Origin of the sequence: Enterobacter sp. PP-008-ECC_S150 (assembly GCF_045257065.1) — a bacterium.
GTDB lineage: Bacteria > Pseudomonadota > Gammaproteobacteria > Enterobacterales > Enterobacteriaceae > Enterobacter > Enterobacter chengduensis.
In genome coordinates this window covers 96,486-121,150 of the sequence record NZ_JBJHHG010000012.1, presented here as the reverse complement: position 1 = coordinate 121,150, position 24,665 = coordinate 96,486, and the positions used below count along the sequence as shown (strand labels likewise).

Sequence of the window (24,665 nt, the reverse complement as noted above, 5' to 3'; positions counted from 1 at the left end):
AACTGATTACACCTTCTCCGGCTGTGGAGAAAGCTCCGACAGCATCCTGCGCTTTAAACATTACTTCAGATCGGCCTGAACCTGATGAATCGGTTTCGCCCACGGGTTTTTCGCCTGAACGTCAGCTGGCAGCGCCGCGACGGCACGTTTTGCTTCATCTTTAGACGAATAAACACCGCTTACCAGCACATACCACGGTTGACCGTTACGGGTCGTCTGATAAACAACGTAGTTTTTCAGATTTGATTTCTTCGCCCAGCCGTTGAGGTTGTCATAGTTAGACGAACTGCTCAGCTGCAGCGTGTAGTTGCTGGATGGCGCAGATTTCAGCGAGCCGACGTTACCTGCCGTTTTACCTTCTGCACTGCTGGAGGCGGTTGCGGTTGCCGTCGCTGCAGGCGCCGCGGTGGCAGCCGGTGCCGTGGTGGTCGCCGTCGCTTTCGGCGCAGTCTGCGTGACGGGCGCTTTAGCAGGCTCGCTCACCGCAGCCGTTTCAGTGTGTTTCGGCTGCGCCGGAACGGATTTCACTTCAGGCGCTTTTACCACTGCCTGAGGTTTGGCTTCACGCTTAGGCTCAATCACCGTCTGCTTACGTTCAGGACGCGTTGCAGTTTGCGTCTGACGCGGTTTGGTTTCCGTTGCAGTCGTAGCCGTTTGTGGCTGAGCGTTACCTCCGCGAATCGGGGCAACGGTTGCCGGTTCAGTTGGCAGCGTGGAGTTCACCGCAACGTTATCAACCTGCTGCTGGTTCTGCGGCTGCGTCAGCGCATTGTTCAGGTCTCCCTGAACTTCTACGCGCTGCTGGCCTTCAGGCGAGGCGGGTGCCTGACCCTGCGCAGGGGTTGAAGAAACAGGCGGCAGAGAAACATCCTGCGGCGCTGCGGTGTTACCCGCGGTCTGCTCTGCGGAAGTCGCACCCGGTGCTGGCTGTGCGCCATTCGCCTGATTGGAGGCATCGTTACCTGAAAGGTTGATGCTCTTCTCAGCGGAAGCGGATTGCTCGGTTGAATTCGTTGACGGTGCTTTCAGCGCGGAGCCAATGCCGACAATCAGCAGCACAAGCACCAGAACGCCCAGGCCCATCATAATATACTGGCGGGAAGCCGGTTTTGGCGCAGCGGCTTTTTTACGTTTACGCGGGCGACGCTCTACAGGCTGTTCGTCCATTGAATCTTCTTCGGACTCATAATCCTCTTCTGCACGCTCTTCGTGCGCGTTGCGGCTGCGCGAAGGACGACGATCGTCTGCATCCAGATCAACATCGTCAAAGTTGATCTGCGGCTCGTTATCACGTTCTGAAGATTGACGAGAACGACCAGTGCGACGATCGCTGGGATCGGGTTTCAGCTCGTCTTCTGGTTTGAATTCATCCATTTAACACCCCACTCAAAGGCTTATGCTAACGACTTTGCATTTCACCTGAAGCTAAACGACCACCTGCGACAGTGGCCTGACCTTTCTAGTTGTTACGCCTGCTGACAATCAGCGATAGCGCCAAGAACGACATCGTGCGGCACTCCGCCGCGCACTTCACTCTTCCCTATTGCAAGCGGGAGTACAAGACGCATCTCACCTGCCAATACTTTTTTATCGCGCATCATGTGGGGTAAATACGCTTGCGCCGACATCTCCTGCGGCCCGGTCACCGGCAAACCTGCACGCTCAAGCAGCGCAATGATACGTGCCGTCTCTTCCGGTTTAAACTGGCCCAGACGTTCAGAGGTGCGGGCAGCCATCACCATCCCAGCCGCGACGGCTTCGCCGTGCAGCCAGTTACCGTAGCCCATTTCAGCTTCAATGGCGTGACCAAACGTATGCCCAAGATTCAGTAAAGCACGTAAGCCCGTTTCACGCTCGTCTGCGGCGACAACTTCTGCTTTCAGCTCACAGCAACGACGAATGCAGTATGCCAGTTTAGCCTCGTCCAGGCGCAACAACGCATCCATATTCTCTTCAAGCCAGCTAAAGAACTCGCCATCCAGAATAATGCCGTATTTGATCACTTCCGCCAAACCGGAAGCCAGCTCGCGCTTCGGCAGGGTTTTCAGACAGTCGAGATCTACCACCACCGATGCGGGCTGGTAGAACGCGCCAATCATGTTTTTGCCGAGCGGATGGTTGACTGCCGTTTTGCCACCGACAGAGGAGTCGACCTGGGACAGCAACGTGGTCGGGATTTGAATAAAACGAACGCCACGCTGATAGCTTGCGGCCGCAAAGCCGGTCAGATCGCCCACAACACCGCCGCCCAGGGCAAGCAGTGTTGTATCGCGACCATGCGGTTTTTGCAGCAATGCGGTAAAGACGGTATCCAGTACCGTCAGGCTTTTATACTGCTCGCCATCGGGGAGAATCACACTGTCGACTTTTACGCCCGCCTGCTCAAGCAGGTGGCGTACGCGGTCGAGATAAAGCGGAGCCAGCGTCTCGTTGGTGACCAGCATCGCCCGATCACCCGCTTTCAGTGGTAAAAAGGAAGCTGGGTCGTTAAACAAACCAGCCGCGATGGTGATAGGGTAACTACGTTCCCCGAGAGTAACTGTAATCCTCTCCATGACGCGACATCCACCTTTAATGCTTTTACCCGCAGGCGATTGTATATAAAGCCAGAATCAGTTGCTTTCCAGCATATGAATAATCTGGTTTGCAACCACTTTAGCGCTCTGGTCGTCAGTACGAATGGTCACATCAGCAATCTCTTCATACAGCGGATTGCGTTCATCGGCCAACGCTTCCAGAACTTCGCGTGGTGGCGTTTCAACCTGCAGCAGCGGGCGCTTTTTATCGCGCTGCGTACGTGCCAGCTGTTTCTCGATGGTCGTCTCAAGATAGACCACTACGCCACGGGCGGAGAGACGGTTGCGGGTTTCGCGAGATTTCACAGAACCGCCGCCTGTTGCCAGAACGATGCCCTGTTTTTCCGTGAGTTCGTTGATCACTTTTTCTTCTCGGTCACGGAAACCTTCTTCGCCTTCTACGTCGAAAACCCAGCCCACATCAGCTCCGGTTCGTTTCTCAATCTCTTGATCAGAATCGTAAAATTCCATATTGAGTTGTTGAGCTAACTGACGCCCAATAGTGCTTTTGCCGGCACCCATAGGCCCAACCAGAAAGATATTGCGTTTCTCTGCCATTTTATCGGTACTACTAAGACTATTCGTTAATGGTAATCCCCGCTTCGCAGACACCCAGCGTAGCAGGACATGAACTGAAACCTCATATGCAATAGAGCGAGAGTCAGACTAAAAATTATCTCAATACTCCGGCTTGTTTGGCAACTGATTAAATCACCGCGCCGGACGCATAAGGTAATAAGACGTCAGTCCAACTCAAATCGGTACTCCTTGTATGCTAATTCATGCCCCACGTCAAACATCTGCAACAAACTGAATGCAAAATCATTGCGGGGATCGTCACCCGTCAGCGAATACCCACCAGGCGTGGCGTGATAAATACCACTAACTCGCGCCGTTCATTGTCCTTCCCGTCGTGGCGAAAAAGCTGCCCAAGCCAGGGGATTTTTCCCAGTCCCGGCACGCTGTCGCTGCCGGTTTTGTTTTTCTGCGAAAAAATTCCGCCTAACGCCAGCGTTTCTCCACTTTTTACCTCCACCTGGGTTTCTATCTCCTGCTTGTCGATCGCCAGCGTTTCGCCGTCAGCCTGCTGAAGAACCTGTCCCGGCATATTTTCGCTGATGTGTAACTTCAGACGCACGCGGCCACCGGGCAAGACAACAGGCGTGACCTCCATCCCCAATACCGCCTCTTTAAACTCAACGGAGGTTGCCCCGCTCTCACCGCTTGACACCTGATACGGGATTTCACTCCCCTGCTTAATGCTGGCCGGCTGCATATGCGAGGCCAGCAGCCGCGGGCTGGCGATGATATCGACCTGCTGTTTTTGCTCCAGCGCAGAGAGCTCCAGATCCAGCAGCCGTCCATTGATCCGGCCGATATTAAAACCCACGTGGCTGGTGGCATTCGCCACGGAAAGATCGCTGCCGAGCGTCGTGAGCTGTCCAACCTTGCCCGCGTCGGGAGCGTCAGCGAGACTCCACCTCACTCCCAGCTCGCGCAGGCTTTTTTCATTAATGGTCACAATATGCGCCGCCAGCTCGACCTGTTCGACCGGAATATCCATCTGAACGGCCCAGCGCTGCAGCGTATCCACTACCGTCTGGTTATCCCGAATCAGCAGCCGGTTGGTGCGTTTATCGACAGATAAGCTCCCCTTTGGGCTCAGGAGCTTTTCCGCGGCTTTTTGCAACTCTCCGGCGTCGGCATAAGAAAAAGGGATACCCTGTGACACCAGCGGCGCATCGAGCTGTCGGCGCGCCCGCTCCTGTTCTGCGCGTTCCTGCTGTTCACGCTGCCAGGCTGCGGTGTGCACGTAAAAAATCCCACCCTCTTCCCGTAAAACGAGGCCTGCGCTGGTCACCACCGTCTGTAGCGCCTGACGCCAGGGAACGCGCGTCAGGTTAAGCGAAATCGTGCCGCCGACATCAGGCGATACCACCAGATTACGGTTCTCCTGTGCAGCCAGGCTTTGCAGCACCTGGACGACGGGAACGTCATCCACCACCAGCGTGACCGGTTTTGGCGCGGCGGCCCACAGCGGATGGCTGAACGCCAGTAGCCACAGCATTATCCGTAGATTCATTCTTTTTCGTTCCTTCTCGTTGCCACGTCCATATTCCTGGTTCACATGCGTCACCCACGTCAACAACCAGTTCCGCTTCATTGATGTCTGTTATCGTCCAGCCCGCCGGGAAGCGCTCATGCGTTTTCAGCCGGTGCCAGCGCTTTTGTCCATCCTGTAAAATGCCGGTAGCCTGCTGTCCTGCCACCATGCCGCGATAGCGCCACTGGGCCAGCTCGCGGATGGCACAAGGATCGTCCGGCGGGCGAAAAGGGTCGCGCATGCCGGTCAATAGCAGCGCTGAACAAACCAGCAGATATCGCGCGCTATTTCGCATGTTCCAGCTCCAGGCGCAGGCGCAACGCTTTATCTTGTGGCGCAATCGCGAAGGCGGCGATCTGCACATCCCGCTGCGCCAGCCGGGAAAAAAGCGCCGGGAGTGCTTTCCACTCCAGATCCAGCATCAGCTCCCCTCCGTTCTGCTGCGGCTTCCAGTGAACCAGCGTCGCGTCAGCGCCCTGAAAATCGAGCGGGGAAAAGGGCATGAGCACCCGTGATTCTGCCGTTTCTGAACGAAACGGCAGCTTTCTGACGGCTGGCCATAACGCTGCGCTAGCCCTGACGCTCTCCGTCAGCTGGCGCTGTCGCTCAGCGCATAACCTGTCTACCGGTCTGAGCAACGCGCCCCACGCGGCCAGTCCTGCCAGAAAGCTCCCCAGACACCACAACAGCACCCGCCCCCAGGGGCGGCTTTCGCACCAGCGTTCTAACAGTTCATCCACGCGCTACTCCTCGCTTTTAAGATGAAGAGTGAACATCCAGCGTCCCTGGCCGTCCTGCCGAAGCTCACCCGCCGTCCCGAGGGTAAAACCCGCTATTTGGCCAAGCGCATCGCGCAGGGCAGTCAGGGCCGGCAGGGTGATGGCATACCCGGTCAATATCAGCGCAGGCGGCTGATAGCGCAGCTCTGTCAGCCAGACCTGAGAAGGTATGGCGGCGGAGAGGGAGGCCAGCACGGGCTGCCACGCGCGTTGATAACGCGCCTGGGCAGGCATCGGCGCGGGTGCGGCGAGTTGCTGCCGGGAGAGGAGCGCATGCTGCACGGACTGCGCTGCCGTCAGATCCGCCTGCAGCGCCTGGAGCCTCACGAGATGGTGCATCCGCAGACCGAAAATAGCCGCGAGCGTCAACAGCACGGTGCCGACCCAGAGTCCGCCCCAGAAACGCAGGCACCGCGCGCGCCGCTGCTGTCGCCAGGGCAGAAAGTTCATGATGCGCATCCGGGCACCTCGCTCATGGCCAACGCCAGCGCAACGGTATAATCCGCCCCGCATTCCGGACGTGGAGCGTGGCAGCGTGGCAGAATGCCCCACGGCTCACGTTGGCCATCAAACAGCGCAACGTCATCCGCCCGCAGAGCCAGCCGTGCTGCAAGGTCAGCCACGTTTTCTACTTCGGTAGTTAAGCGGCGCCCCCACTGGTGGCGCATCGCCCAGAGCCACTGGCGATCGTCCCGCCATGCGACGCACTGCGCCGGTGCCAGCGCGGGCAGAAGATTCGCCAGCGCGCCGGCATCCGGCGTAATGGTCACCAGCCGCAAACGCAGCGTTTTCGCTAGCGCCAGAAGGGTGTCGACCTCGTTGTTTTGTGCCGCCGTTACGTGAAAGCTATTGCTGAACGTATCCTGCGCGTAATCGAAACAGAGCGTATCAGCCGACATCTCCAGGTCGCGCGCGAGCGCGGCACCAAGCCATGAGAGCTGTTCGCTGTCGCGCAGCGCAACGGCCGGGCGGGGAAGCGACCGTTGTAGGGTCCGTGCCGCCGGGAACGAGAGGAACACCCGGTGATTGTGCGGCAGCGTTTTCCGCCAGTCGCGTAACGCATCAACCAGCTGTTCTGGCTGACAAATTTTGCCGTCACGAATGACGCCTTCGGCCAGAGGGATCGTCCACCAGCGGCGCAAGCACCAGCCGGACTTCTCCCGGGTCAACGCGACGATCCGCACCCTATCCTGTTGAATATGAACGCCCGTTTGCCATGTTTTGAAAGCCATGCTTCACGATCTCCTTATCGCCCGTCTCCTTGACGGCTATATCAATGAATCAGGCTTGCCTTTATACTACTGCGCGATTGTTTAGAAACTGCCCAAGTAAAACCAAATGGGAAATCTCCGGTGAAGTTCGTAAAGTATTTATTCATCCTTGCAGTTTGTTGCATTCTGCTGGGAGCAGGCTCGATTTACGGTTTGTACAAATATATTGAGCCACAGCTGCCTGATGTCGCCACGCTTCGCGATGTGCGCCTCCAGATCCCGATGCAGGTCTATAGCGCCGATGGCGAGCTGATGGCGCAGTATGGCGAGAAGCGTCGTATCCCGCTGACCTTAAACCAAATTCCACCCGTGATGGTGAAAGCCTTTATCGCCACGGAGGACAGCCGTTTTTACGAGCACCACGGTGTCGATCCGGTGGGGATTTTCCGTGCCGCAAGCATTGCGCTGTTCTCGGGCCACGCCTCCCAGGGGGCGAGTACCATTACGCAGCAGCTGGCGCGTAACTTCTTCCTTAGCCCTGAAAAGACGCTGATACGTAAGATCAAAGAGGTGTTTCTTGCGATCCGCATTGAGCAGCTGCTGAGCAAAGACGAAATCCTTGAGCTGTATCTCAACAAAATCTACCTGGGCTACCGCGCGTACGGCGTGGGGGCTGCCGCACAGGTCTACTTCGGTAAGCCTGTTGAACAACTCACCCTAAGCGAAATGGCGACCATCGCTGGTTTACCGAAAGCGCCGTCCACGTTCAACCCGCTCTATTCGCTCGATCGCGCCACCGCGCGTCGTAACGTCGTTTTGTCACGTATGCTGAGCGAAGGCTATATCAGCCAGAGCGAGTACGACCAGGCGCGTAGTGACGTCATTGACGCTAACTACCACGCCCCTGAAATCGCCTTTGCATCTCCTTACCTGACCGAGATGGTTCGTCAGGAGATGGTGAATCGCTATGGCGACAAGGCCTATGAAGATGGCTATCGCGTGTACACCACCGTCACCCGCAAAGTCCAGCAGGCGGCGCAGGAAGCGGTGCGGAACAACGTGATGGACTACGATATGCGTCACGGCTATCGCGGCCCGTCAAACGTGCTATGGAAAGTGGGTGAAAGCGCGTGGGACAGCAAAAAAATCATCAATACGCTGAAGGCGCTGCCCACCTATGGCCCGCTCCTTCCAGCCGTGGTGACGCAGGCCGATCCTCAGGAAGCCGTGGCGACACTCGCGGACGGTACCTCCGTCTCCCTGCGTATGGACGGTGTCCGCTGGGCGCGTCCGTACCGTTCGGATACCCTGCAGGGCGCCACGCCGCGTAAAGTGACCGATGCCGTACAGGCCGGGCAGCAAATTTGGGTGCGCAAGGTGGGGGAATCCTGGTGGCTGGCGCAGGTGCCGGACGTCAACTCGGCCCTCGTCTCTATCAACCCGCAGAACGGCGCAATCCTGGCCCTGGTCGGCGGGTTTGATTTCAACCAGAGCAAATTTAACCGCGCCACCCAGGCGCTGCGTCAGGTTGGTTCCAATATCAAACCGTTCCTCTACACGGCCGCGATGGATAAGGGCTTGACCCTCGCCAGCATCCTTAACGACGTGCCAATCTCACGCTGGGATGCCGGTGCCGGTTCCGACTGGCAGCCGAAGAACTCCCCTGCGGAGTATGCCGGTCCTATTCGTCTCCGTCAGGGCCTGGGGCAGTCGAAAAACGTGGTGATGGTGCGCGCCATGCGCGCGATGGGCGTCGACTATGCCGCAGAGTATCTGCAGCGCTTCGGTTTCCCGGCGCAGAACATCGTTCGCACCGAGTCGCTGGCGTTAGGCTCCGCTTCCTTTACGCCGCTTCAGGTTGCACGTGGCTACTCGGTAATGGCCAACGGCGGCTTCCTGATTGACCCGTACTTCATCAGCAAGATCGAAAACGATCAGGGCGGCGTGCTGTTCGAGGCGAAGCCGAAGATTGCCTGTCCTGACTGCGATATTCCGGTAATTTACGGCAATACGCCGAAATCCGACGTGCTTGAAAACAAGGACATGGAAGACCCAGCCGTATCTCAGGAGCAGCCAAACATCGTCGTGCCGCAGCCGCAGCTGGAGCAGGCTAACCAGTCGCTGGTCGCGCAGACCGGCGCGCCGGAGTATGCCCCGCATGTGATCAACACGCCGCTGTCGTTCCTGATCAAAAGCGCGCTGAACACCAACATCTTCGGTGAACCGGGCTGGCAGGGTACCGGCTGGCGTGCAGGGCGTGATTTACAGCGCCATGATATCGGCGGTAAAACGGGGACCACCAACAGTTCGAAAGATGCGTGGTTCTCCGGTTACGGGCCGGGCGTGGTGACATCGGTCTGGATCGGCTTCGACGATCACCGCCGCGACCTGGGCCGTACGACGGCCTCCGGTGCGATTAAAGATCAGATTTCCGGCTACGAAGGCGGCGCGAAGAGCGCACAGCCGGCCTGGGACGCCTATATGAAATCCGTTCTTCAAGGCGTGCCGGAGCAGCCGCTGACGCCACCGCCGGGCGTGGTGACGGTCAATATCGACCGCAGCACGGGCCAGCTTGCCAACGGCGGTAACAGTCGCGAAGAGTATTTCATCGAGGGCACCCAGCCAACCACGCAGGCGGTGCATGAGGTGGGTACAGAGATTATCGATAACGGCGAGACGCACGAGCTGTTCTAAGCATAAAAATGCCCGGTAAGAACCGGGCACAGAATCGCAGGCCGGGTCAGGCGAAGCCGCCACCCGGCTTTTTTATGGCCTACAGTCGCCCCTGCCCCTTCAGCCACTCCCGTACCAGGAACAGCGCGCTCACGTTGCGAGCCTCATTAAAGTCAGGGTCTTCCAGCAGATCCATCAGGTGCGCCAGCGGCCAGCGAACCTGCGGCAGCGGCTCCGGCTCATCCCCTTCCAGCGATTCAGGATAGAGATCTTCCGCCACCACGATATTCATTTTGCTGGAAAAATAGGACGGCGCCATGCTCAGCTTTTTCAGGAATGAAAGCGCATTCGCGCCAAAGCCCACCTCTTCTTTCAGCTCGCGGTTGGCCGCTTCAAAGACGGTTTCACCCGGGTCGATAAGCCCTTTCGAGAAACCGAGCTCGTAAGATTCGGTTCCCACAGCGTATTCGCGGATCAAAATCAGGTGATCGTCGATAATGGGAACAATCATCACCGCTTCACGCGAAGAGGGGCGCATACGTTCATAAACGCGACGCACACCGTTGCTGAACTCCAGGTCCACACTTTCGACATTAAACAGGCGCGATTTGGCGACAGTTTCAACATTCAGAATGGTGGGTTTTTGTAATGGTTTGCTCATCGTGATGGGTCTTAGCAGTGAGAACTGGCGTTATTGTGCGATACGCCGCACGGTTTCGGCAATGTCAATCGTTCTTTATTTACATTTATGCAACGTAACTGGGATCAATCCTCAATTCAAAACAAATGTCAAGAGGTTGAAATGTTTCCAGGAATTTGCTGATATCGCGCCATAACAGGCTTTGCTATCATCACCGGTCACTGGGATGCGCTTCAGAATGCTCAAGTTCGACTCCATACTTGCCGATAGCCAACCTCAGATTCTCGTTCAATGGAAAGGTGCTGCAGACTACACCTGTAAGATAAGTAAGATGGGGAAAGCATGAGCACCATTTTGATTGTTCTCGCTGCTATGCTGGCCAGCGCATTGGTTGGAGGGTGGTTGTACAGGCGCCGCGCACAGCGCCGCTATCGTCTGCCCTTTTTAAATGCATTCGCGGGAGCAAGCACGCGTAAACTCACGCAAGACGAGCGCGATGCGGTTGAAAACTATCTCGAAATTCTGAACCGTTCTCAGTTAACGCCTGGGCCAACGGGAGCCACCGCTGCGCCCGTCGCGCTAAAGCTGAATGCGCAAAGCGATACCGTGCTCTGCGTCACGCGCTCCATCACGCGCTACGGCATCACCACTGATGACCCCAATAAATGGCGCTATTACCTTGATTCTGTCGAAGTGCATCTGCCCCCGTCCTGGGAGCAGTACATTAATGACGAAAACAGCGTTGAGCTAATTCACACCGACTCGTTACCTCTGGTTATCTCGCTTAACGGCCACACGCTGAATGAATACCTTCAGGAAGCCCCGCGCTTTGCCCTGGAGCGGGCGAGCTCGAAGCAGGCTTCCATTCGTGGCGAAGAGACAGAGCAGATCGAACTGCTGAACATTCGCCAGGAGACGCATGAAGAGTATGCCCTGAGCCGCCCGGACGGCATCCGTGAAGCTGTTCTGATCGTCGCTGCCTTCCTGCTCTTTTTTTTCTGCCTGCTGACGCCGGATGTGTTTGTTCCCTGGCTGGCTGGAGGCGCTGTGCTGCTGCTGGCGGGCGGGCTTTGGGGCCTCTTTGCCCCACCCGCTAAAACCTCGCTGCGCGAAATCCACTGCCTGCGCGGTACGCCAAAGCGCTGGGGCCTGTTCGGTGAGAACGATCAGGAACATCTCAACAATATCTCACTCGGCATTATCGACCTGATCTACCCGCGCCACTGGCAGCCGTGGATCGCGCAGGACTTAGGGCAGAAAACCGATATTGATATCTACCTTGACCGCCACGTTGTGCGTCAGGGGCGCTTCTTGTCCCTGCATGATGAAGTAAAAAATTTTCCGCTTCAGCACTGGCTGCGCAGCGCGGTCATTGCCGGGGGCGCGGCGCTGGTCCTGGTCATGCTGCTGCTTTTCGTGCCGCTGGATATGCCCATCAAATTCACCCTGTCGTGGATTAAAGGGGCGCAAACCATTGAAGCCACCAGCGTCAACAAACTGGATCAAGCCGGTGTGCGCGTGGGAGACACGCTGCGCCTGAAGGGTACCGGGATGTGTAATATTCACGCGCCGGGGGCGTGGAACACGCGCCAGAGCTCACCGTTCATGCCGTTCGATTGCTCGCAAATTGTCTGGAACGACGCGCCGCCGCTGCCGCTGCCGGAATCCGAAGTGGTGAATAAAGCCACGGCCCTCACCCAGACGGTGAACCGCCAGCTGCACCCGAAACCGGACGATGATTCGCGCGTCAGTCCGGCTCTGCGCTCGGCCATTCAGAAATCAGGCATGGTCCTGCTGGATGACTTTGGCGACATCGTCCTGAAAACGCAGGATTTATGCTCCTCACAGGATGAATGCATACGTCTTAAAAACGCCCTGGTAAACCTCGGCAACAGCAAAGACTGGGACTCGCTGGTAAAACGCGCCGAAGCGGGACGGCTAGACGGCGTCAACGTGCTGCTGCGTCCGGTGAGTGCTGAATCGCTGGATAACCTGGTCGCTACCTCAACCTCGCCGTTCATGATGCGCGAGACCACCCGTGCGGCTCAGGCGCTGAACAGCCCGGCACCGGGCGGGTTTGTGATTGTCAGCGACGAGGGCAGCGACCTGGTCGATCAGCCTTACCCGCAGGTTGCGCTGTATGACTACCCGGCGCAGGAGCAGTGGAGCCAATTCCAGCGCCTGGCGCAGATGCTGATGCAAACGCCGTTCAGCGCCGAAGGGATTGTCACAAGCATCTACACCGATGCCAACGGCACGCGCCATATCGGCCTGCACCGGATGCCGGACAGTGCGGGTTTGTGGCGTTACATCGGCACCTCTATGCTGATGACCGCCATGCTGATCGCCATTTTCTGGAACGGCTTTATGGCCCTGCGCCGCTACCAGCGCTCGCGTACGCGGCTTGCCGACATCCAGCAATATTATGAAAACTGCCTCAATCCTAAGCTGATCCCCTCGTCTGAGAGCCTGATCTGATAACGTCGTTGCGCGACAAGATGTGCTACCCTGTCGCGCACGTTTCTTCTGGCTGGAGTTCCCCTATGCATCTTGATATCGCCTGGCAGGAGGTTGATACCGTTCTGCTGGATATGGACGGCACGCTGCTCGATCTCGCCTTTGATAACTATTTCTGGCAAACGCTGGTTCCTGAAACCTATGGCGAGCAGCAGGGGATCTCCCCGGCAGAAGCGCAGGCATTCATTCGTTCGCAATATAGCGCGGTCCAACATACGCTAAACTGGTACTGTCTTGACTACTGGAGCGAGCGCCTCGGTCTGGATATTTGTGCCATGACCACCGCCCAGGGCCCACGCGCCGTTCTGCGCGAGGATACCGTGCCCTTCCTGGATGCGCTGAAAGCCAGCGGCAAGCGCCGTATTTTGCTGACCAACGCGCATCCGCATAACCTGGCGGTGAAGCTGGAGCACACGGGTCTGGCGTCGCACCTTGATTTATTACTTTCCACCCACACATTTGGTTATCCGAAAGAGGATCAGCGTTTGTGGCATGCGGTGAAAGAAGAGACGGGTTTGCAGCCGGAACGCACGCTGTTCATTGATGACAGCGAACCCATTCTGGATTCCGCGGCAAAATTTGGCATTCGCTACTGTCTGGGCGTCACCAATCCTGACTCTGGCCTGGCTGAAAAAAGCTATCTGCGCCACCCGGGACTGAACGACTATCGCCAGATGATCCCCTCGCTGACCGTGAAGGAGACGCCATGAAAGAAAAACCCTCAGACGGGGTAAGACTGGATAAATGGCTGTGGGCAGCCCGTTTTTATAAAACGCGCGCCCTTGCCCGCGAGATGGTTGACGGCGGTAAAGTGCATTACAACGGCCAGCGCAGCAAGCCGAGCAAGCTGGTTGAGCTGAATGCCACTTTAACGCTGCGTCAGGGCAACGATGAACGTACGGTGGTGATTAAAGCCATTACCGAACAGCGGCGGCCCGCAACGGAAGCCGTACTGCTTTATGAAGAGACGGCAGAGAGCATTGAAAAGCGCGAGAAGACCGCGCTGGCGCGCAAAATGAATGCGCTGACCATGCCCCACCCGGACCGGCGTCCGGACAAAAAAGAGCGCCGCGATCTGATGAAATTTAAACACGGTGAGACCGAGTAACCTCACCCGCACGAGAGATGAAAATGGCCCAACACGACCAATTACACCGCTATCTGTTTGAACAATTCGCCGTGCGCGGCGAGCTGGTCACCGTATCCGAAACCTGGAAACAGATTCTGGAAAACCACAACTACCCGCTGCCGGTGAAGACCCTGTTGGGCGAACTGCTGGTTGCCACCAGCCTGCTGACCGCAACGCTGAAATTTGCCGGTGATATCACCGTGCAGCTGCAGGGGGACGGCCCGATGACGCTGGCGGTGATCAACGGCAATAACCAGCAGCAGATGCGCGGCGTGGCGCGCGTTCAGGGCGACGTGCCTGAAAACGCTGACCTCAAAACGCTGGTAGGGAATGGCTACCTGGTGATCACCATCTCCCCTGAGGAAGGTGAACGCTATCAGGGCGTGGTGGGTCTGGAAGGCGATACCCTCGCAGCCTGCCTGGAAGATTACTTCATGCGTTCTGAACAGCTGCCGACGCGTCTGTTCATCCGCACCGGTGAAGTGGACGGCCAGCCTGCCGCGGGCGGTATGCTGCTGCAGGTTCTGCCTGCTCAGGATGCGCAGACCAACGACTTTGAGCACCTGGCAACGCTGACCGAAACCATCAAAGCGGATGAGCTGTTCACCCTGTCGGCGACCGACGTGCTGTGGCGTCTGTACCACGAAGAAGAAGTGACCGTCTACGACCCGCAGTCCGTGGAATTTAAGTGCACCTGCTCCCGCGAGCGCTGCGCAGGCGCGCTGAAAACCCTGCCGGATGAAGAGATCGACAGCATCATGGCGGAAGACGGCGAAATTGATATGCACTGTGACTACTGCGGTACGCACTATGTGTTCAATTCAATGGATATCGCTGAGATCCGCAACAACGCCTCCCCGGCGGATCCGCAGGTTCACTAAGCCTCTTTCCCCTCACCCTACCCTCTCCCCAAAGGGGAGAGGGTGTATTAGTTCCCTCTCCCCTTTGGGGAGAGGGTTAGGGTGAGGGGTAAAAACCCCCCTCAAGCTGAATCGTTTTCCCAATGTAACTCTTACGTAATTTTCTTACGTGTATGCGATTACATTCACATTCTTTCCGATAAAATCACCAGCATTTAACCTTTTCGGAACATTTTCCCCAACCAAAAAGCGATTCCTGCGATAATCCGCCTGCGCCGCGACTGGAGTCGCAGCGTTATCCGTTAGTAAGGGTTTTGTCCAGATGCATGAATCTATGAGCCCCGTCGCGGTAAACAACCTCAGAAAAACCCTACAATTTCAGGCAGTACATATTGGCTAAGGAGCAGTGATATGCGTGTTACTGGTTTAACCCCGCAAGATCTCAAGGCTTATGGTATTCACGACGTCCAGGAAATCGTCTACAACCCCGACTACGATACGCTGTATCAGGAAGAGCTCAATCCAGCACTGGAAGGATACGAGCGTGGTGTGTTGACGAATCTTGGTGCTATCGCCGTCGATACCGGTATTTTTACCGGTCGTTCGCCGAAAGATAAGTATATCGTCCGAGACGACACCACCCGCGATACGCTGTGGTGGGCTGATAAGGGCAAAGGGAAGAACGACAACAAACCGCTCTCCCCGGAAACCTGGCTGCACCTCAAAGGGCTCGTCACCCATCAACTTTCCGGCAAGCGTCTGTTCATTGTCGACGCTTTCTGCGGCGCTAACGCCGACACCCGTCTCTCCGTACGTTTCATTACCGAAGTGGCCTGGCAGGCGCATTTCGTTAAGAACATGTTTATTCGTCCAACCGACGAAGAGCTGCAGGATTTCACCCCGGATTTCATCGTGATGAACGGCGCGAAGTGCACGAATCCACAGTGGAAAGAGCAGGGTCTGAACTCCGAAAACTTTGTTGCCTTCAACCTGACCGAGCGTATCCAGCTGATCGGCGGTACCTGGTACGGCGGCGAAATGAAGAAAGGGATGTTCTCGGTGATGAACTACCTGCTGCCGCTGCGCGGCATCGCCTCCATGCACTGCTCGGCGAACGTCGGCGAGAAAGGCGACGTGGCGGTGTTCTTCGGCCTGTCCGGCACCGGGAAAACCACCCTGTCGACCGATCCAAAACGTCGTCTGATTGGCGATGACGAACACGGCTGGGACGATGACGGCGTGTTTAACTTTGAAGGCGGCTGCTACGCGAAGACCATTCGCCTGTCTGAAGAGGCCGAGCCGGATATCTTCCACGCGATCCGTCGCGATGCGCTGCTGGAAAACGTCACCGTGCGTGCCGACGGCTCTATCGACTTCGACGATGCCTCGAAAACCGAAAACACCCGCGTCTCTTATCCGATCTACCACATCGACAACATCGTGAAGCCGGTGTCAAAAGCGGGCCATGCCACGAAGGTGATTTTCCTGACGGCGGATGCGTTCGGCGTGCTGCCTCCGGTGTCTCGCCTGACGGCCAGCCAGACGCAGTACCACTTCCTCTCTGGCTTTACGGCCAAACTGGCGGGTACCGAGCGCGGCGTGACCGAGCCAACCCCAACCTTCTCCGCCTGCTTCGGCGCGGCCTTCCTGTCGCTGCACCCGACGCAGTACGCTGAAGTGCTGGTGAAACGCATGCAGGCATCCGGCGCACAGGCCTACCTGGTGAACACCGGCTGGAACGGTACCGGCAAACGTATCTCAATCAAAGATACCCGCGCGATTATCGACGCTATTCTGGATGGTTCTCTGGACGACGCCGAAACCTTCACGCTGCCGATGTTTGACCTGGCGATCCCAACGTCGCTGCCGGGTGTGGATACGCATATCCTCGACCCGCGCAACACGTACGGTTCGCCGGAGCAGTGGCGCGAGAAGGCGGAATCACTGGCGAAGCTGTTTATTGAAAACTTTGAGAAGTATACCGATACCCCGGCGGGTGCTGCGCTGGTGAGCGCGGGTCCAAAACTGTAGTCCATGTCGGGTGGCGGCCTCGCCTTACCCGACCTACGAAAAAGGGTGGCGAATGCCACCCTTTTTTTAACTCTCTTTCACCTGCCCTCGCGTGACCGGCACCGGCAGCCAGGCGCGTATGCTCAACCCACCCCGCTCGCTGGTGCCAATCTCCAGCAGTCCGTTATGGTTATCCACAATACGCTGAACAATCGCCAGGCCTAAGCCCGTGCCGCTGGTGCTGCGCGCGCTGTCGCCGCGCACAAACGGCTGGAACAGATGCTTACGCTGCTCGGGCTTGATGCCCGGACCGTCGTCTTCCACCTGGAACCAGGCGCGGTTGAGTTCGGACCCGCTGCTGACCTTAATCCAGCCGTTGCCGTAGCGCGCCGCGTTAACCACCATATTGGCGATCGCGCGCTTAATGGAGAGCGGGTGCATGCGTACCTGAATCTCGCCCGCCTGAAGGTCGGTATCAATCTCGCGCTCGTAGCCGCTTTCCGCCGCCACCACTTCGCCCAGCACCGCGTTGAGATCCGCCATCTCCATCGGCATCTCCTGCCCGGTGCGCAGGTAGTCGATGAACTGCTCAATGATGGCGTTGCACTCTTCGATATCCTTGTTGATGGACTCGGCAAGATAACCGTCCTGCTCGCCCATCATCTCCGTCGCCAGGCGGATGCGCGTCAGCGGCGTGCGCAGGTCGTGACTGACGCCCGCCATCAGCAGCGTACGGTCATCTGCCAGCTGCTTCACCCCTGCCGCCATATGGTTAAACGCGCGCGTCACCGAGCGGACTTCCGAGGCGCCATACTCGCGCAGCGGAGGCGGAATAATCCCTTTACCGACCTGCAGCGCAGCGTGCTCCAGGTCGACCAGCGGTCGGTTCTGTATGCGGATAAACAGCCACGCGCCGCCTATCGCCAGCAGCATGATCGCCAGGGTATAGCGGAACAGCGGCGAGAAGTCGCCCTGATGGATTTCCGTCAGCGGGACACGCACCCAGATGTTGGGTGACAGCCAGGTTTTCAGCCAGACGACGGGCGAGCTTTTGTTGACCTCAACGCGCACTTCCGTCGGGCCCCCCAGCTGCTGCGCCATCTGCTGGCTGAGGAATTCGTAATGCTGCGCCCAGCGCAGGCCCGCGTCCTCCGCCGCTTCGTTCGAGTAGAGCGAAATGCCCAGCTCACGGTAGATTTCACGGCGAAACGCCGGGGGAACGACGAGCTGCGTGCCGTCCTCCAGCTGCAGTTTGTCGGTCATCAGCATACGGACTTCGTAGGCCAGGACCTTATTAAACTGCTGGAGGCTCGGCAGGATCGCAAAGTTCAGCACCACCAGGTAGGTCGTCACCAGGCTGACGAACAGCAGGGTGACGATCAGTAACAGAGTGCGGGCAAACGAGCTACGCGGCGAGAAGCGCATTCGCCTCATGCTTTAGAGCCGTCCGGGACGAACACGTAGCCCAGACCCCATACGGTCTGAATATAGCGAGGATGAGCAGGATCTTCTTCCACCATGCGGCGCAGGCGGGAGATCTGCACGTCGATAGAGCGTTCCATTGCGGAGTATTCACGACCGCGCGCCAGGTTCATCAGCTTGTCGCGGGAAAGCGGTTCACGCGGGTGGCTGACCAGCGCTTTCAGTACCGCAAACTCGCCGCTGGTAAGCGGCATAGGCTCGTCTTCACGGAACATCTCGCGCGTGCCGAGGTTCAGCTTGAACTTGCCGAACGCAATGACGGCTTCTTCCTGCGACGGCGCGCCCGGCAGTTCGTTCGCCTGACGGCGCAGCACGGCGCGAATACGCGCCAGCAGCTCGCGCGGGTTAAACGGTTTTGGAATGTAGTCGTCCGCGCCGATTTCGAGGCCCACGATACGGTCAACTTCCTCGCCCTTCGCCGTCACCATGATGATCGGCATCGGGTTGCTCTGGCTGCGCAGACGGCGGCAGATAGAAAGCCCGTCTTCGCCCGGCAGCATCAGGTCGAGCACCATCAGGTGGAAAGATTCACGGGTCAGCAGACGGTCCATCTGCTCAGCGTTCGCGACGCTACGAACCTGGAAGCCCTGCTCGGTCAGATAACGCTCCAGCAGCGCACGCAGGCGCATGTCGTCATCCACGACCAGAATTTTGTAGTTCTCTTGCATTGTGTGTACTCCCAAAGGTTCGGATAGTCTTTGTAACAGCGTATTCTAAAAAAGTGCACGTATTCGACCAGTTAATTCTGGTATAAATTCTAGTCGAAATTGTTACAAAGCATATTTAACAGCAGCTTATCTGCTCATTTCATCACATAAATCATTATTAATCCTGTCTGTTACACTGTGTGGTACGTATTGTGCGCAAGACAGAAAACCGGCAGCAAAGGCTTTACCATGAAAACGCCCCTGATCACCCGCGAAGGGTATGAGAAGCTCAAAAAAGAGATGGATTACCTCTGGCGCGAAGAGCGCCCGGAAGTGACCAAAAAAGTGACCTGGGCGGCAAGCCTGGGCGATCGCAGCGAAAACGCTGACTATCAGTACAACAAAAAGCGGCTACGCGAGATTGACCGCCGGGTTCGCTATCTGACGAAGTGCCTGGAGAACCTCAAAATCGTCGATTACTCCCCGCAGCAGGAGGGCAAAGTGTTCTTCGGCGCGTGGGTGGAGATTGAAAACGACGACGGTGACACCCTGCGTTTTCGCATCGTCGGCTACGATGAAATTTTTGGTCGTAAGGATTACATCTCCATCGACTCCCCGATGGCCCGCGCGCTGCTGAAAAAGGAGGTGGGCGATCTGGCCGTCGTGCAGACGCCCGCCGGTGAAGCCAGCTGGTACGTTAATGAGATCGTCTACGTAAAATAGTCCGAGAGCGCCCTCCCCGGCTGGCATTTTGCCGTGTCAGCCCGTATAACTATCCCCTGATTTTTTCGACTCAACAGATGATAAAGCCATGATGAAAGATTCGCTCTGCCGCATTATTGCGGGTGATATTCAGGCCAGAGCCGAACAGGTAGAAGCTGCCGTTCGCCTGCTTGATGAAGGGAACACCGTGCCGTTCATTGCACGCTATCGTAAGGAAGTCACCGGCGGTCTGGACGACACGCAGTTGCGTAACCTGGAGACCCGTCTGGGCTATCTGCGCGAGCTGGAAGAACGTCGTCAGGCGATCCTCAAGTCCATCGGCGAACAGGGCAAGCTGACCGGCGAACTGGAAAACGCCATTAACGGCACCCTGAGCAAAACCGAACTCGAAGACCTCTATCTGCCGTACAAGCCGAAGCGCCGCACGCGCGGGCAGATTGCGATCGAAGCGGGCCTTGAGCCGCTGGCCGACCTGCTGTGGAACGAGCCGTCCCACGATCCGGACACCGAAGCGGCGAACTTCATCGACGCCGACAAAGGCGTCGCGGACACCAAAGCCGCCCTCGACGGCGCACGCTACATTCTGATGGAGCGCTTCGCCGAAGACGCCGCCCTGCTGGCTAAGGTGCGTGATTACCTGTGGAAAAACGCGCACATCGTCTCTACCGTCGTGGCGGGTAAAGAGGATGAAGGTGCGAAATTCCGCGACTATTTCGATCACCACGAACCGATTTCTACCACGCCTTCACACCGCGCGCTGGCGATGTTCCGCGGCCGCAACGAAGGCGTGCTGCAGCTCTCCCTGAACGCCGACCCGCAGTTTGACGAGCCGCCGAAAGAGAGCCACTGCGAGCAGATCATCATCGACCACCTCGGCCTGCGCCTGAACAACGCCCCGGCAGACGGCTGGCGTAAAGGCGTGGTGAGCTGGACCTGGCGCATCAAGGTGCTGATGCACCTCGAAACCGAGCTGATGGGCACCGTGCGCGAGCGCGCCGAAGATGAGGCCATCAACGTCTTCGCCCGTAACCTGCACGACCTGCTGATGGCCGCCCCTGCCGGCCTGCGCGCGACCATGGGTCTCGATCCGGGTCTGCGTACCGGCGTGAAGGTGGCAGTGGTTGACGGCACCGGCAAGCTGGTCGCCACCGACACCATCTACCCGCACACCGGCCAGGCAGCGAAAGCGGCCGTTGTGGTTGCCGCTCTGTGCGAAAAATACAACGTCGAGCTGGTCGCCATCGGCAACGGCACAGCGTCCCGCGAAACCGAGCGTTTCTACCTCGACGTGCAGAAGCAGTTCCCGAAAGTGACGGCACAGAAGGTCATCGTCAGCGAAGCGGGGGCCTCGGTCTATTCCGCGTCCGAACTGGCGGCGCAGGAGTTCCCGGATCTGGACGTTTCCCTGCGCGGCGCGGTTTCTATCGCTCGCCGTCTGCAGGATCCGCTGGCGGAGCTGGTGAAGATCGATCCGAAATCTATCGGCGTGGGCCAGTACCAGCACGACGTGAGCCAGACTCAGCTGGCGCGCAAGCTGGATGCGGTGGTGGAAGACTGCGTAAACGCCGTCGGCGTGGACCTGAACACCGCCTCCGTTCCCCTGCTGACCCGCGTGGCGGGCTTAACCCGCATGATGGCGCAGAACATCGTCGCCTGGCGCGACGAGAACGGTCAGTTCCAGAACCGTCAGCAGCTGCTGAAGGTGAGCCGTCTGGGGCCAAAAGCCTTTGAGCAGTGCGCGGGCTTCCTGCGCATCAACCACGGCGATAACCCGCTGGACGCCTCTACCGTTCACCCGGAAGCGTACCCGGTGGTGGAACGCATCCTGGCCGCTACCCAGCAGGCGCTTAAAGATCTCATGGGCGACAGCAGCGCCCTGCGCAACCTGAAGGCCGTGGACTTTACCGACGACAAATTTGGTGTGCCTACCGTCACCGATATCATCAAAGAGCTGGAAAAGCCGGGCCGCGATCCGCGTCCTGAGTTTAAAACGGCGACCTTTGCTGACGGCGTGGAAACCATGAACGACCTGCTGCCAGGCATGGTGCTGGAAGGGGCGGTGACCAACGTCACCAACTTCGGTGCGTTTGTGGATATCGGCGTGCATCAGGACGGTCTGGTCCATATCTCATCCCTGGCCGACAAGTTCGTTGAAGATCCGCACACCGTGGTCAAAGCGGGCGAAATCGTGAAGGTCAAAGTGCTGGAAGTGGATCTGCAGCGTAAGCGTATCGCCCTGACCATGCGTCTGGACGAGCAGCCGGGCGAAACCAACGCACGCCGTGGCGGCAATGGCGGCGGCCGCGAGCAGCAACGCCCGGCAGCCAAAGCGGCAAAACCACGCGGACGTGAGGCACAGCCTGCGGGCAACAGCGCGATGATGGATGCGCTGGCGGCCGCGATGGGCAAGAAGCGCTAATCTAAACGCCCGGTGGCGCTACGCTTACCGGGCCTACGGTTTTGTAGGCCGGGCAAGCGCAGCGCCGCCCGGCAAGCAGGCCGCAAAGAATTAAACCAAATAGAGTGCATCCATATTTAAACTACTAATTATCACTTCATTAACAAATACCCTTCTTCTCTTTATCCCCGCATTTCAGCAAATATTGAGCAAGGTCAAACGGCCCGCAAATTAATACCGTAAACAACATTCCGTCACAGTTTTAATATTGCTGATAAAAACTATTCTCATTATCATCCCATAGTAGATAATTTAACCTTTCGTGGAATCAGGCGTTATGCAATTCACTCCAGACAGTGCGTGGAAAATTACCGGTTTTACCCGCGAAATTAGCCCGGCCTATCGGCAAAAGCTGCTGTCGCTGGGCATGCTGCCCGGCTCGTCATTTCAGGTCGTGCGCGTGGCGCCGTTAGGTGACCCGGTTCACATCGAAACCCGGCGCGTGAATCTGGTCCTGCGTAAGAAAGACCTCGCGTTAATAGAAGTCGAAGCCTTATCCCGATAACAAGCCAGCGGTTTCAGTGAGTCTAAAAAAATGAAAAAGTTAACTATTGGCTTAATTGGCAATCCTAATTCCGGCAAGACAACGCTTTTTAACCAGCTGACCGGGGCGCGCCAGCGCGTGGGCAACTGGGCGGGCGTGACGGTTGAGCGTAAAGAAGGCCTGTTCACGACAACGGACCATCAGGTCACCCTGGTTGATCTTCCCGGCACCTATTCCTTAACCACCATTTCGTCGCAAACCTCGCTCGATGAGCAAATTGCCTGCCACTACATTCTGAGCGGTGACGCGGACCTGCTGATCAACGTGGTCGACGCCTCCAACCTCGAGCGCAACCTCTACCTGACGCTGCAGCTGCTGGAGCTGGGTATTCCCTGCATCGTGGCGCTCAACATGCTCGACATTGCGGAGAAACAAAAGCTGCGCATCGACGTCGATGCGCTCTCCGCGCGCCTGGGCTGCCCGGTGGTCCCGCTGGTTTCAACGCGCGCTCGCGGTATTGATGCCCTGAAGCTGGCGATCGATCGCCACGCGGGCAATCGCGACGTTGAGCTGGTGCATTACGCGCAGCCGCTGCTGCGTGAAGCCGATCTGCTGGCGCAGGAGATGGACAAAAGCATGCCTGCGAAACAGCGCCTGTGGCTGGGCCTGCAGATGCTGGAAGGGGATATCTACAGCCGCGCCTACGCCGGGCATGCGGCAGATAAGCTGGACGCGACGATGGCTCGTCTTAGCGACGAGCTGGACGACCCGGCGCTACACATCGCCGATGCGCGTTACCAGGCCATCGCCTCGATTTGCGACGTGGTCAGCAACGCCCTGACGGCAGAACCCAGCCGCTTTACGGCTGCGGTGGATAAGGTTGTGCTTAACCGCTTCCTCGGTTTGCCCATCTTCCTGCTGGTGATGTACGTGATGTTCCTGCTGGCCATTAACATCGGCGGCGCGCTGCAGCCGATTTTCGACGCCGGTTCCGTCGCGATCTTCGTACACGGGATCCAGTGGGTGGGCTACACCCTGCACTTCCCGGAATGGTTAACCGTCTTTCTCGCACAGGGGATTGGCGGCGGTATCAACACCGTTCTGCCGCTGGTGCCGCAGATCGGCATGATGTATCTGTTCCTCTCGTTCCTGGAAGATTCCGGCTACATGGCGCGCGCCGCGTTCGTGATGGATCGTCTGATGCAGGCGCTGGGTCTCCCGGGCAAATCCTTCGTCCCGCTGATTGTCGGCTTCGGCTGCAACGTGCCGTCGGTGATGGGCGCTCGCACGCTTGATGCCCCGCGCGAGCGTCTGATGACCATTATGATGGCGCCTTTTATGTCCTGCGGTGCCCGTCTGGCCATCTTCGCCGTCTTTGCCGCCGCGTTCTTTGGGCAGCAGGGCGCGCTGGCGGTCTTCTCGCTGTACGTGCTGGGCATCGTGATGGCTATCCTTACGGGTCTGATGCTGAAGCACACCATTATGCGTGGGGAAGCGTCACCGTTCGTGATGGAACTGCCGGTGTATCACGTTCCGCATCTGAAAAGCCTGGTCATCCAGACCTGGCAGCGCCTGAAAGGCTTTGTCCTGCGCGCCGGTAAGGTGATTGTTATCGTCAGCGTTTTTCTGAGCGCGCTAAACAGCTTCACCCTCAGCGGACAGGCGGCGGATAATATCAACGATTCTGCCCTCGCCTCCGTCAGCCGCGTCATCACCCCGGTCTTCAAGCCGATTGGCGTACATGAGGATAACTGGCAGGCGACCGTCGGGCTGTTCACCGGCGCGATGGCGAAAGAGGTGGTTGTCGGCACCCTGAACACGCTTTACACCGCGGAGAACATTCAGGAGCAGGAATTTAATCCGGCAGCGTTTCACCTCGGTGACGAACTGCTGGGTGCCGTAGAGGAGACCTGGCACAGCCTGAAGGACACCTTCAGCCTGAGCGTGCTGGCGAACCCGATTGAGGCAAGCAAAGGCGACGGCGAAATGGCGACCGGTGCCATGGGGGTGATGGGCGAGAAATTTGGCAGCGCGTCCGCGGCCTACAGCTACCTCATCTTTGTTCTGCTCTACATTCCGTGCATCTCGGTGATGGGGGCGATTGCCCGCGAATCCAGCCGCGGCTGGATGGGCTTCTCCATCCTGTGGGGGTTAAATATCGCCTACTCGCTGGCGACGCTGTTTTACCAAACCGTTAACTTCAGCCTGCACCCGCGCTACAGCCTGATCTGCATTCTCGCGGTCGTGCTGTTCAACGTGGTTGTTCTTGGTCTTCTGCGCCGGGCGCGCAGCCGCGTCGACATCAACCTGCTGGCAAACCGTAAAACCGCCGCGACCTGCTGCAACAGCCCGGCGGGCGACTGTCACTAAGG

General features: G+C 57.9%; 21 protein-coding genes. 10 read left to right on the top strand and 11 right to left on the bottom strand.

The annotated features are described in order from the left end of the window. Positions 1-60: 60 nt before the first annotated feature. The 8 genes from damX to pilM all read right to left on the bottom strand — a co-directional run bounded on the left by damX (position 61) and on the right by pilM (position 6,691). Positions 61-1,374: a cell division protein DamX gene (gene damX, locus ACJBF3_RS14630; protein WP_045330474.1), complete on the bottom strand. Its 1,314-nt coding sequence runs from the start codon at positions 1,372-1,374 to the stop codon at positions 61-63. A gap of 92 nt (positions 1,375-1,466) precedes the next feature. Continuing rightward, a complete protein-coding gene (gene aroB / locus ACJBF3_RS14625; protein ID WP_032644567.1) occupies positions 1,467-2,555 on the bottom strand; it encodes a 3-dehydroquinate synthase in 1,089 nt (362 codons plus the stop codon). 57 nt (positions 2,556-2,612) lie between these two features. Next, positions 2,613-3,134: a shikimate kinase AroK gene (gene aroK / locus ACJBF3_RS14620; protein WP_003861630.1), complete on the bottom strand. Its 522-nt coding sequence runs from the start codon at positions 3,132-3,134 to the stop codon at positions 2,613-2,615. Positions 3,135-3,420: 286 nt separating this feature from the next. Continuing rightward, positions 3,421-4,659: a DNA uptake porin HofQ gene (gene hofQ, locus ACJBF3_RS14615; RefSeq protein ID WP_045330472.1), complete on the bottom strand. Its 1,239-nt coding sequence runs from the start codon at positions 4,657-4,659 to the stop codon at positions 3,421-3,423. Beyond that, positions 4,571-4,975 carry a HofP DNA utilization family protein gene (locus tag ACJBF3_RS14610; RefSeq protein WP_045330469.1) on the bottom strand — a complete coding sequence of 135 codons (405 nt, stop codon included), beginning with the start codon at positions 4,973-4,975 and terminating at the stop codon, positions 4,571-4,573. The genes hofQ and ACJBF3_RS14610 overlap by 89 nt, the downstream gene beginning before the upstream one ends. Further along, complete coding sequence (locus ACJBF3_RS14605; protein WP_045330468.1) at positions 4,965-5,420, bottom strand: hypothetical protein; 456 nt, start codon at positions 5,418-5,420, stop codon at positions 4,965-4,967. The genes ACJBF3_RS14610 and ACJBF3_RS14605 overlap by 11 nt, the downstream gene beginning before the upstream one ends. 3 nt (positions 5,421-5,423) lie before the next feature. After that, entirely contained in the window at positions 5,424-5,918 is a 495-nt protein-coding gene (locus tag ACJBF3_RS14600; RefSeq protein ID WP_045330467.1) for a PilN domain-containing protein, read from the bottom strand. Further along, a complete protein-coding gene (pilM, locus tag ACJBF3_RS14595; RefSeq protein ID WP_045330465.1) occupies positions 5,906-6,691 on the bottom strand; it encodes a pilus assembly protein PilM in 786 nt (261 codons plus the stop codon). Before pilM ends, ACJBF3_RS14600 begins: the two co-directional genes overlap by 13 nt. 120 nt (positions 6,692-6,811) lie before the next feature. Here pilM and mrcA point away from each other — a divergent pair, with 120 nt between their 5' ends. After that, positions 6,812-9,364 carry a peptidoglycan glycosyltransferase/peptidoglycan DD-transpeptidase MrcA gene (mrcA, locus tag ACJBF3_RS14590; protein ID WP_045330464.1) on the top strand — a complete coding sequence of 851 codons (2,553 nt, stop codon included), beginning with the start codon at positions 6,812-6,814 and terminating at the stop codon, positions 9,362-9,364. Positions 9,365-9,443: 79 nt separating this feature from the next. Here mrcA and nudE read toward each other — a convergent pair whose 3' ends face one another. Next, entirely contained in the window at positions 9,444-10,004 is a 561-nt protein-coding gene (nudE, locus tag ACJBF3_RS14585; protein WP_045330462.1) for an ADP compounds hydrolase NudE, read from the bottom strand. A gap of 321 nt (positions 10,005-10,325) precedes the next feature. On the opposite strand from nudE, the gene ACJBF3_RS14580 reads away from it, so the two are divergent. From ACJBF3_RS14580 to pckA, 5 genes are all read left to right on the top strand, one after another. Continuing rightward, positions 10,326-12,461, top strand: a complete 2,136-nt coding sequence (locus ACJBF3_RS14580) for an intracellular growth attenuator family protein (RefSeq protein WP_045330461.1) — start codon at positions 10,326-10,328, stop codon at positions 12,459-12,461. A gap of 65 nt (positions 12,462-12,526) precedes the next feature. Beyond that, a complete protein-coding gene (gene yrfG / locus ACJBF3_RS14575) occupies positions 12,527-13,210 on the top strand; it encodes a GMP/IMP nucleotidase (RefSeq protein WP_045330459.1) in 684 nt (227 codons plus the stop codon). Then, positions 13,207-13,608, top strand: a complete 402-nt coding sequence (gene hslR / locus ACJBF3_RS14570) for a ribosome-associated heat shock protein Hsp15 (RefSeq protein WP_023333710.1) — start codon at positions 13,207-13,209, stop codon at positions 13,606-13,608. The genes yrfG and hslR overlap by 4 nt, the downstream gene beginning before the upstream one ends. Before the next feature lie 17 nt (positions 13,609-13,625). Then, the gene (hslO, locus tag ACJBF3_RS14565; RefSeq protein WP_161799256.1) at positions 13,626-14,510 is read left to right on the top strand and encodes an Hsp33 family molecular chaperone HslO; all 885 of its coding nucleotides are present in this window, start codon (positions 13,626-13,628) and stop codon (positions 14,508-14,510) included. Positions 14,511-14,900: 390 nt separating this feature from the next. Beyond that, positions 14,901-16,520 carry a phosphoenolpyruvate carboxykinase (ATP) gene (gene pckA / locus ACJBF3_RS14560; RefSeq protein ID WP_045330457.1) on the top strand — a complete coding sequence of 540 codons (1,620 nt, stop codon included), beginning with the start codon at positions 14,901-14,903 and terminating at the stop codon, positions 16,518-16,520. 66 nt (positions 16,521-16,586) lie between these two features. Here the strand turns inward: pckA and envZ are convergent, their stop codons facing one another. Both envZ and ompR read right to left on the bottom strand, forming a co-directional pair. Continuing rightward, positions 16,587-17,933, bottom strand: coding sequence for a two-component system sensor histidine kinase EnvZ (gene envZ, locus ACJBF3_RS14555; protein ID WP_045330456.1), 1,347 nt, complete (start codon positions 17,931-17,933; stop codon positions 16,587-16,589). Continuing rightward, positions 17,930-18,649, bottom strand: coding sequence for a two-component system response regulator OmpR (gene ompR / locus ACJBF3_RS14550; protein WP_001157751.1), 720 nt, complete (start codon positions 18,647-18,649; stop codon positions 17,930-17,932). The genes envZ and ompR overlap by 4 nt, the downstream gene beginning before the upstream one ends. A 228-nt stretch (positions 18,650-18,877) precedes the next feature. Here ompR and greB point away from each other — a divergent pair, with 228 nt between their 5' ends. The 4 genes from greB to feoB all read left to right on the top strand — a co-directional run bounded on the left by greB (position 18,878) and on the right by feoB (position 24,663). Then, complete coding sequence (gene greB, locus ACJBF3_RS14545; protein WP_014885539.1) at positions 18,878-19,351, top strand: transcription elongation factor GreB; 474 nt, start codon at positions 18,878-18,880, stop codon at positions 19,349-19,351. A gap of 88 nt (positions 19,352-19,439) precedes the next feature. Continuing rightward, positions 19,440-21,770 (top strand): Tex family protein, encoded by a 2,331-nt coding sequence (locus ACJBF3_RS14540; protein WP_045330454.1) that lies wholly within the window; start codon positions 19,440-19,442, stop codon positions 21,768-21,770. A 316-nt stretch (positions 21,771-22,086) separates the two neighbouring features. Continuing rightward, complete coding sequence (feoA, locus tag ACJBF3_RS14535) at positions 22,087-22,314, top strand: ferrous iron transporter A (protein WP_008503050.1); 228 nt, start codon at positions 22,087-22,089, stop codon at positions 22,312-22,314. A 30-nt stretch (positions 22,315-22,344) separates the two neighbouring features. Beyond that, complete coding sequence (gene feoB / locus ACJBF3_RS14530) at positions 22,345-24,663, top strand: Fe(2+) transporter permease subunit FeoB (RefSeq protein ID WP_045330453.1); 2,319 nt, start codon at positions 22,345-22,347, stop codon at positions 24,661-24,663. The last annotated feature ends 2 nt before the right edge of the window (positions 24,664-24,665 follow it).

Coding starts and splice junctions, on each gene's coding strand:
- yrfG (WP_045330459.1), top strand. CDS start 12,527: ATGCATCTTGATATCGCCTGGCAGGAGGTTGATACCGTTCTGCTGGAT.
- ACJBF3_RS14610 (WP_045330469.1), bottom strand. CDS start 4,975: ATGCGAAATAGCGCGCGATATCTGCTGGTTTGTTCAGCGCTGCTATTG.
- pilM (WP_045330465.1), bottom strand. CDS start 6,691: ATGGCTTTCAAAACATGGCAAACGGGCGTTCATATTCAACAGGATAGG.
- greB (WP_014885539.1), top strand. CDS start 18,878: ATGAAAACGCCCCTGATCACCCGCGAAGGGTATGAGAAGCTCAAAAAA.
- ompR (WP_001157751.1), bottom strand. CDS start 18,649: ATGCAAGAGAACTACAAAATTCTGGTCGTGGATGACGACATGCGCCTG.
- feoA (WP_008503050.1), top strand. CDS start 22,087: ATGCAATTCACTCCAGACAGTGCGTGGAAAATTACCGGTTTTACCCGC.
- hslR (WP_023333710.1), top strand. CDS start 13,207: ATGAAAGAAAAACCCTCAGACGGGGTAAGACTGGATAAATGGCTGTGG.
- damX (WP_045330474.1), bottom strand. CDS start 1,374: ATGGATGAATTCAAACCAGAAGACGAGCTGAAACCCGATCCCAGCGAT.
- ACJBF3_RS14600 (WP_045330467.1), bottom strand. CDS start 5,918: ATGCGCATCATGAACTTTCTGCCCTGGCGACAGCAGCGGCGCGCGCGG.
- aroK (WP_003861630.1), bottom strand. CDS start 3,134: ATGGCAGAGAAACGCAATATCTTTCTGGTTGGGCCTATGGGTGCCGGC.
- hslO (WP_161799256.1), top strand. CDS start 13,626: ATGAAAATGGCCCAACACGACCAATTACACCGCTATCTGTTTGAACAA.
- pckA (WP_045330457.1), top strand. CDS start 14,901: ATGCGTGTTACTGGTTTAACCCCGCAAGATCTCAAGGCTTATGGTATT.
- envZ (WP_045330456.1), bottom strand. CDS start 17,933: ATGAGGCGAATGCGCTTCTCGCCGCGTAGCTCGTTTGCCCGCACTCTG.
- feoB (WP_045330453.1), top strand. CDS start 22,345: ATGAAAAAGTTAACTATTGGCTTAATTGGCAATCCTAATTCCGGCAAG.
- ACJBF3_RS14580 (WP_045330461.1), top strand. CDS start 10,326: ATGAGCACCATTTTGATTGTTCTCGCTGCTATGCTGGCCAGCGCATTG.
- hofQ (WP_045330472.1), bottom strand. CDS start 4,659: ATGAATCTACGGATAATGCTGTGGCTACTGGCGTTCAGCCATCCGCTG.
- aroB (WP_032644567.1), bottom strand. CDS start 2,555: ATGGAGAGGATTACAGTTACTCTCGGGGAACGTAGTTACCCTATCACC.
- nudE (WP_045330462.1), bottom strand. CDS start 10,004: ATGAGCAAACCATTACAAAAACCCACCATTCTGAATGTTGAAACTGTC.
- ACJBF3_RS14540 (WP_045330454.1), top strand. CDS start 19,440: ATGATGAAAGATTCGCTCTGCCGCATTATTGCGGGTGATATTCAGGCC.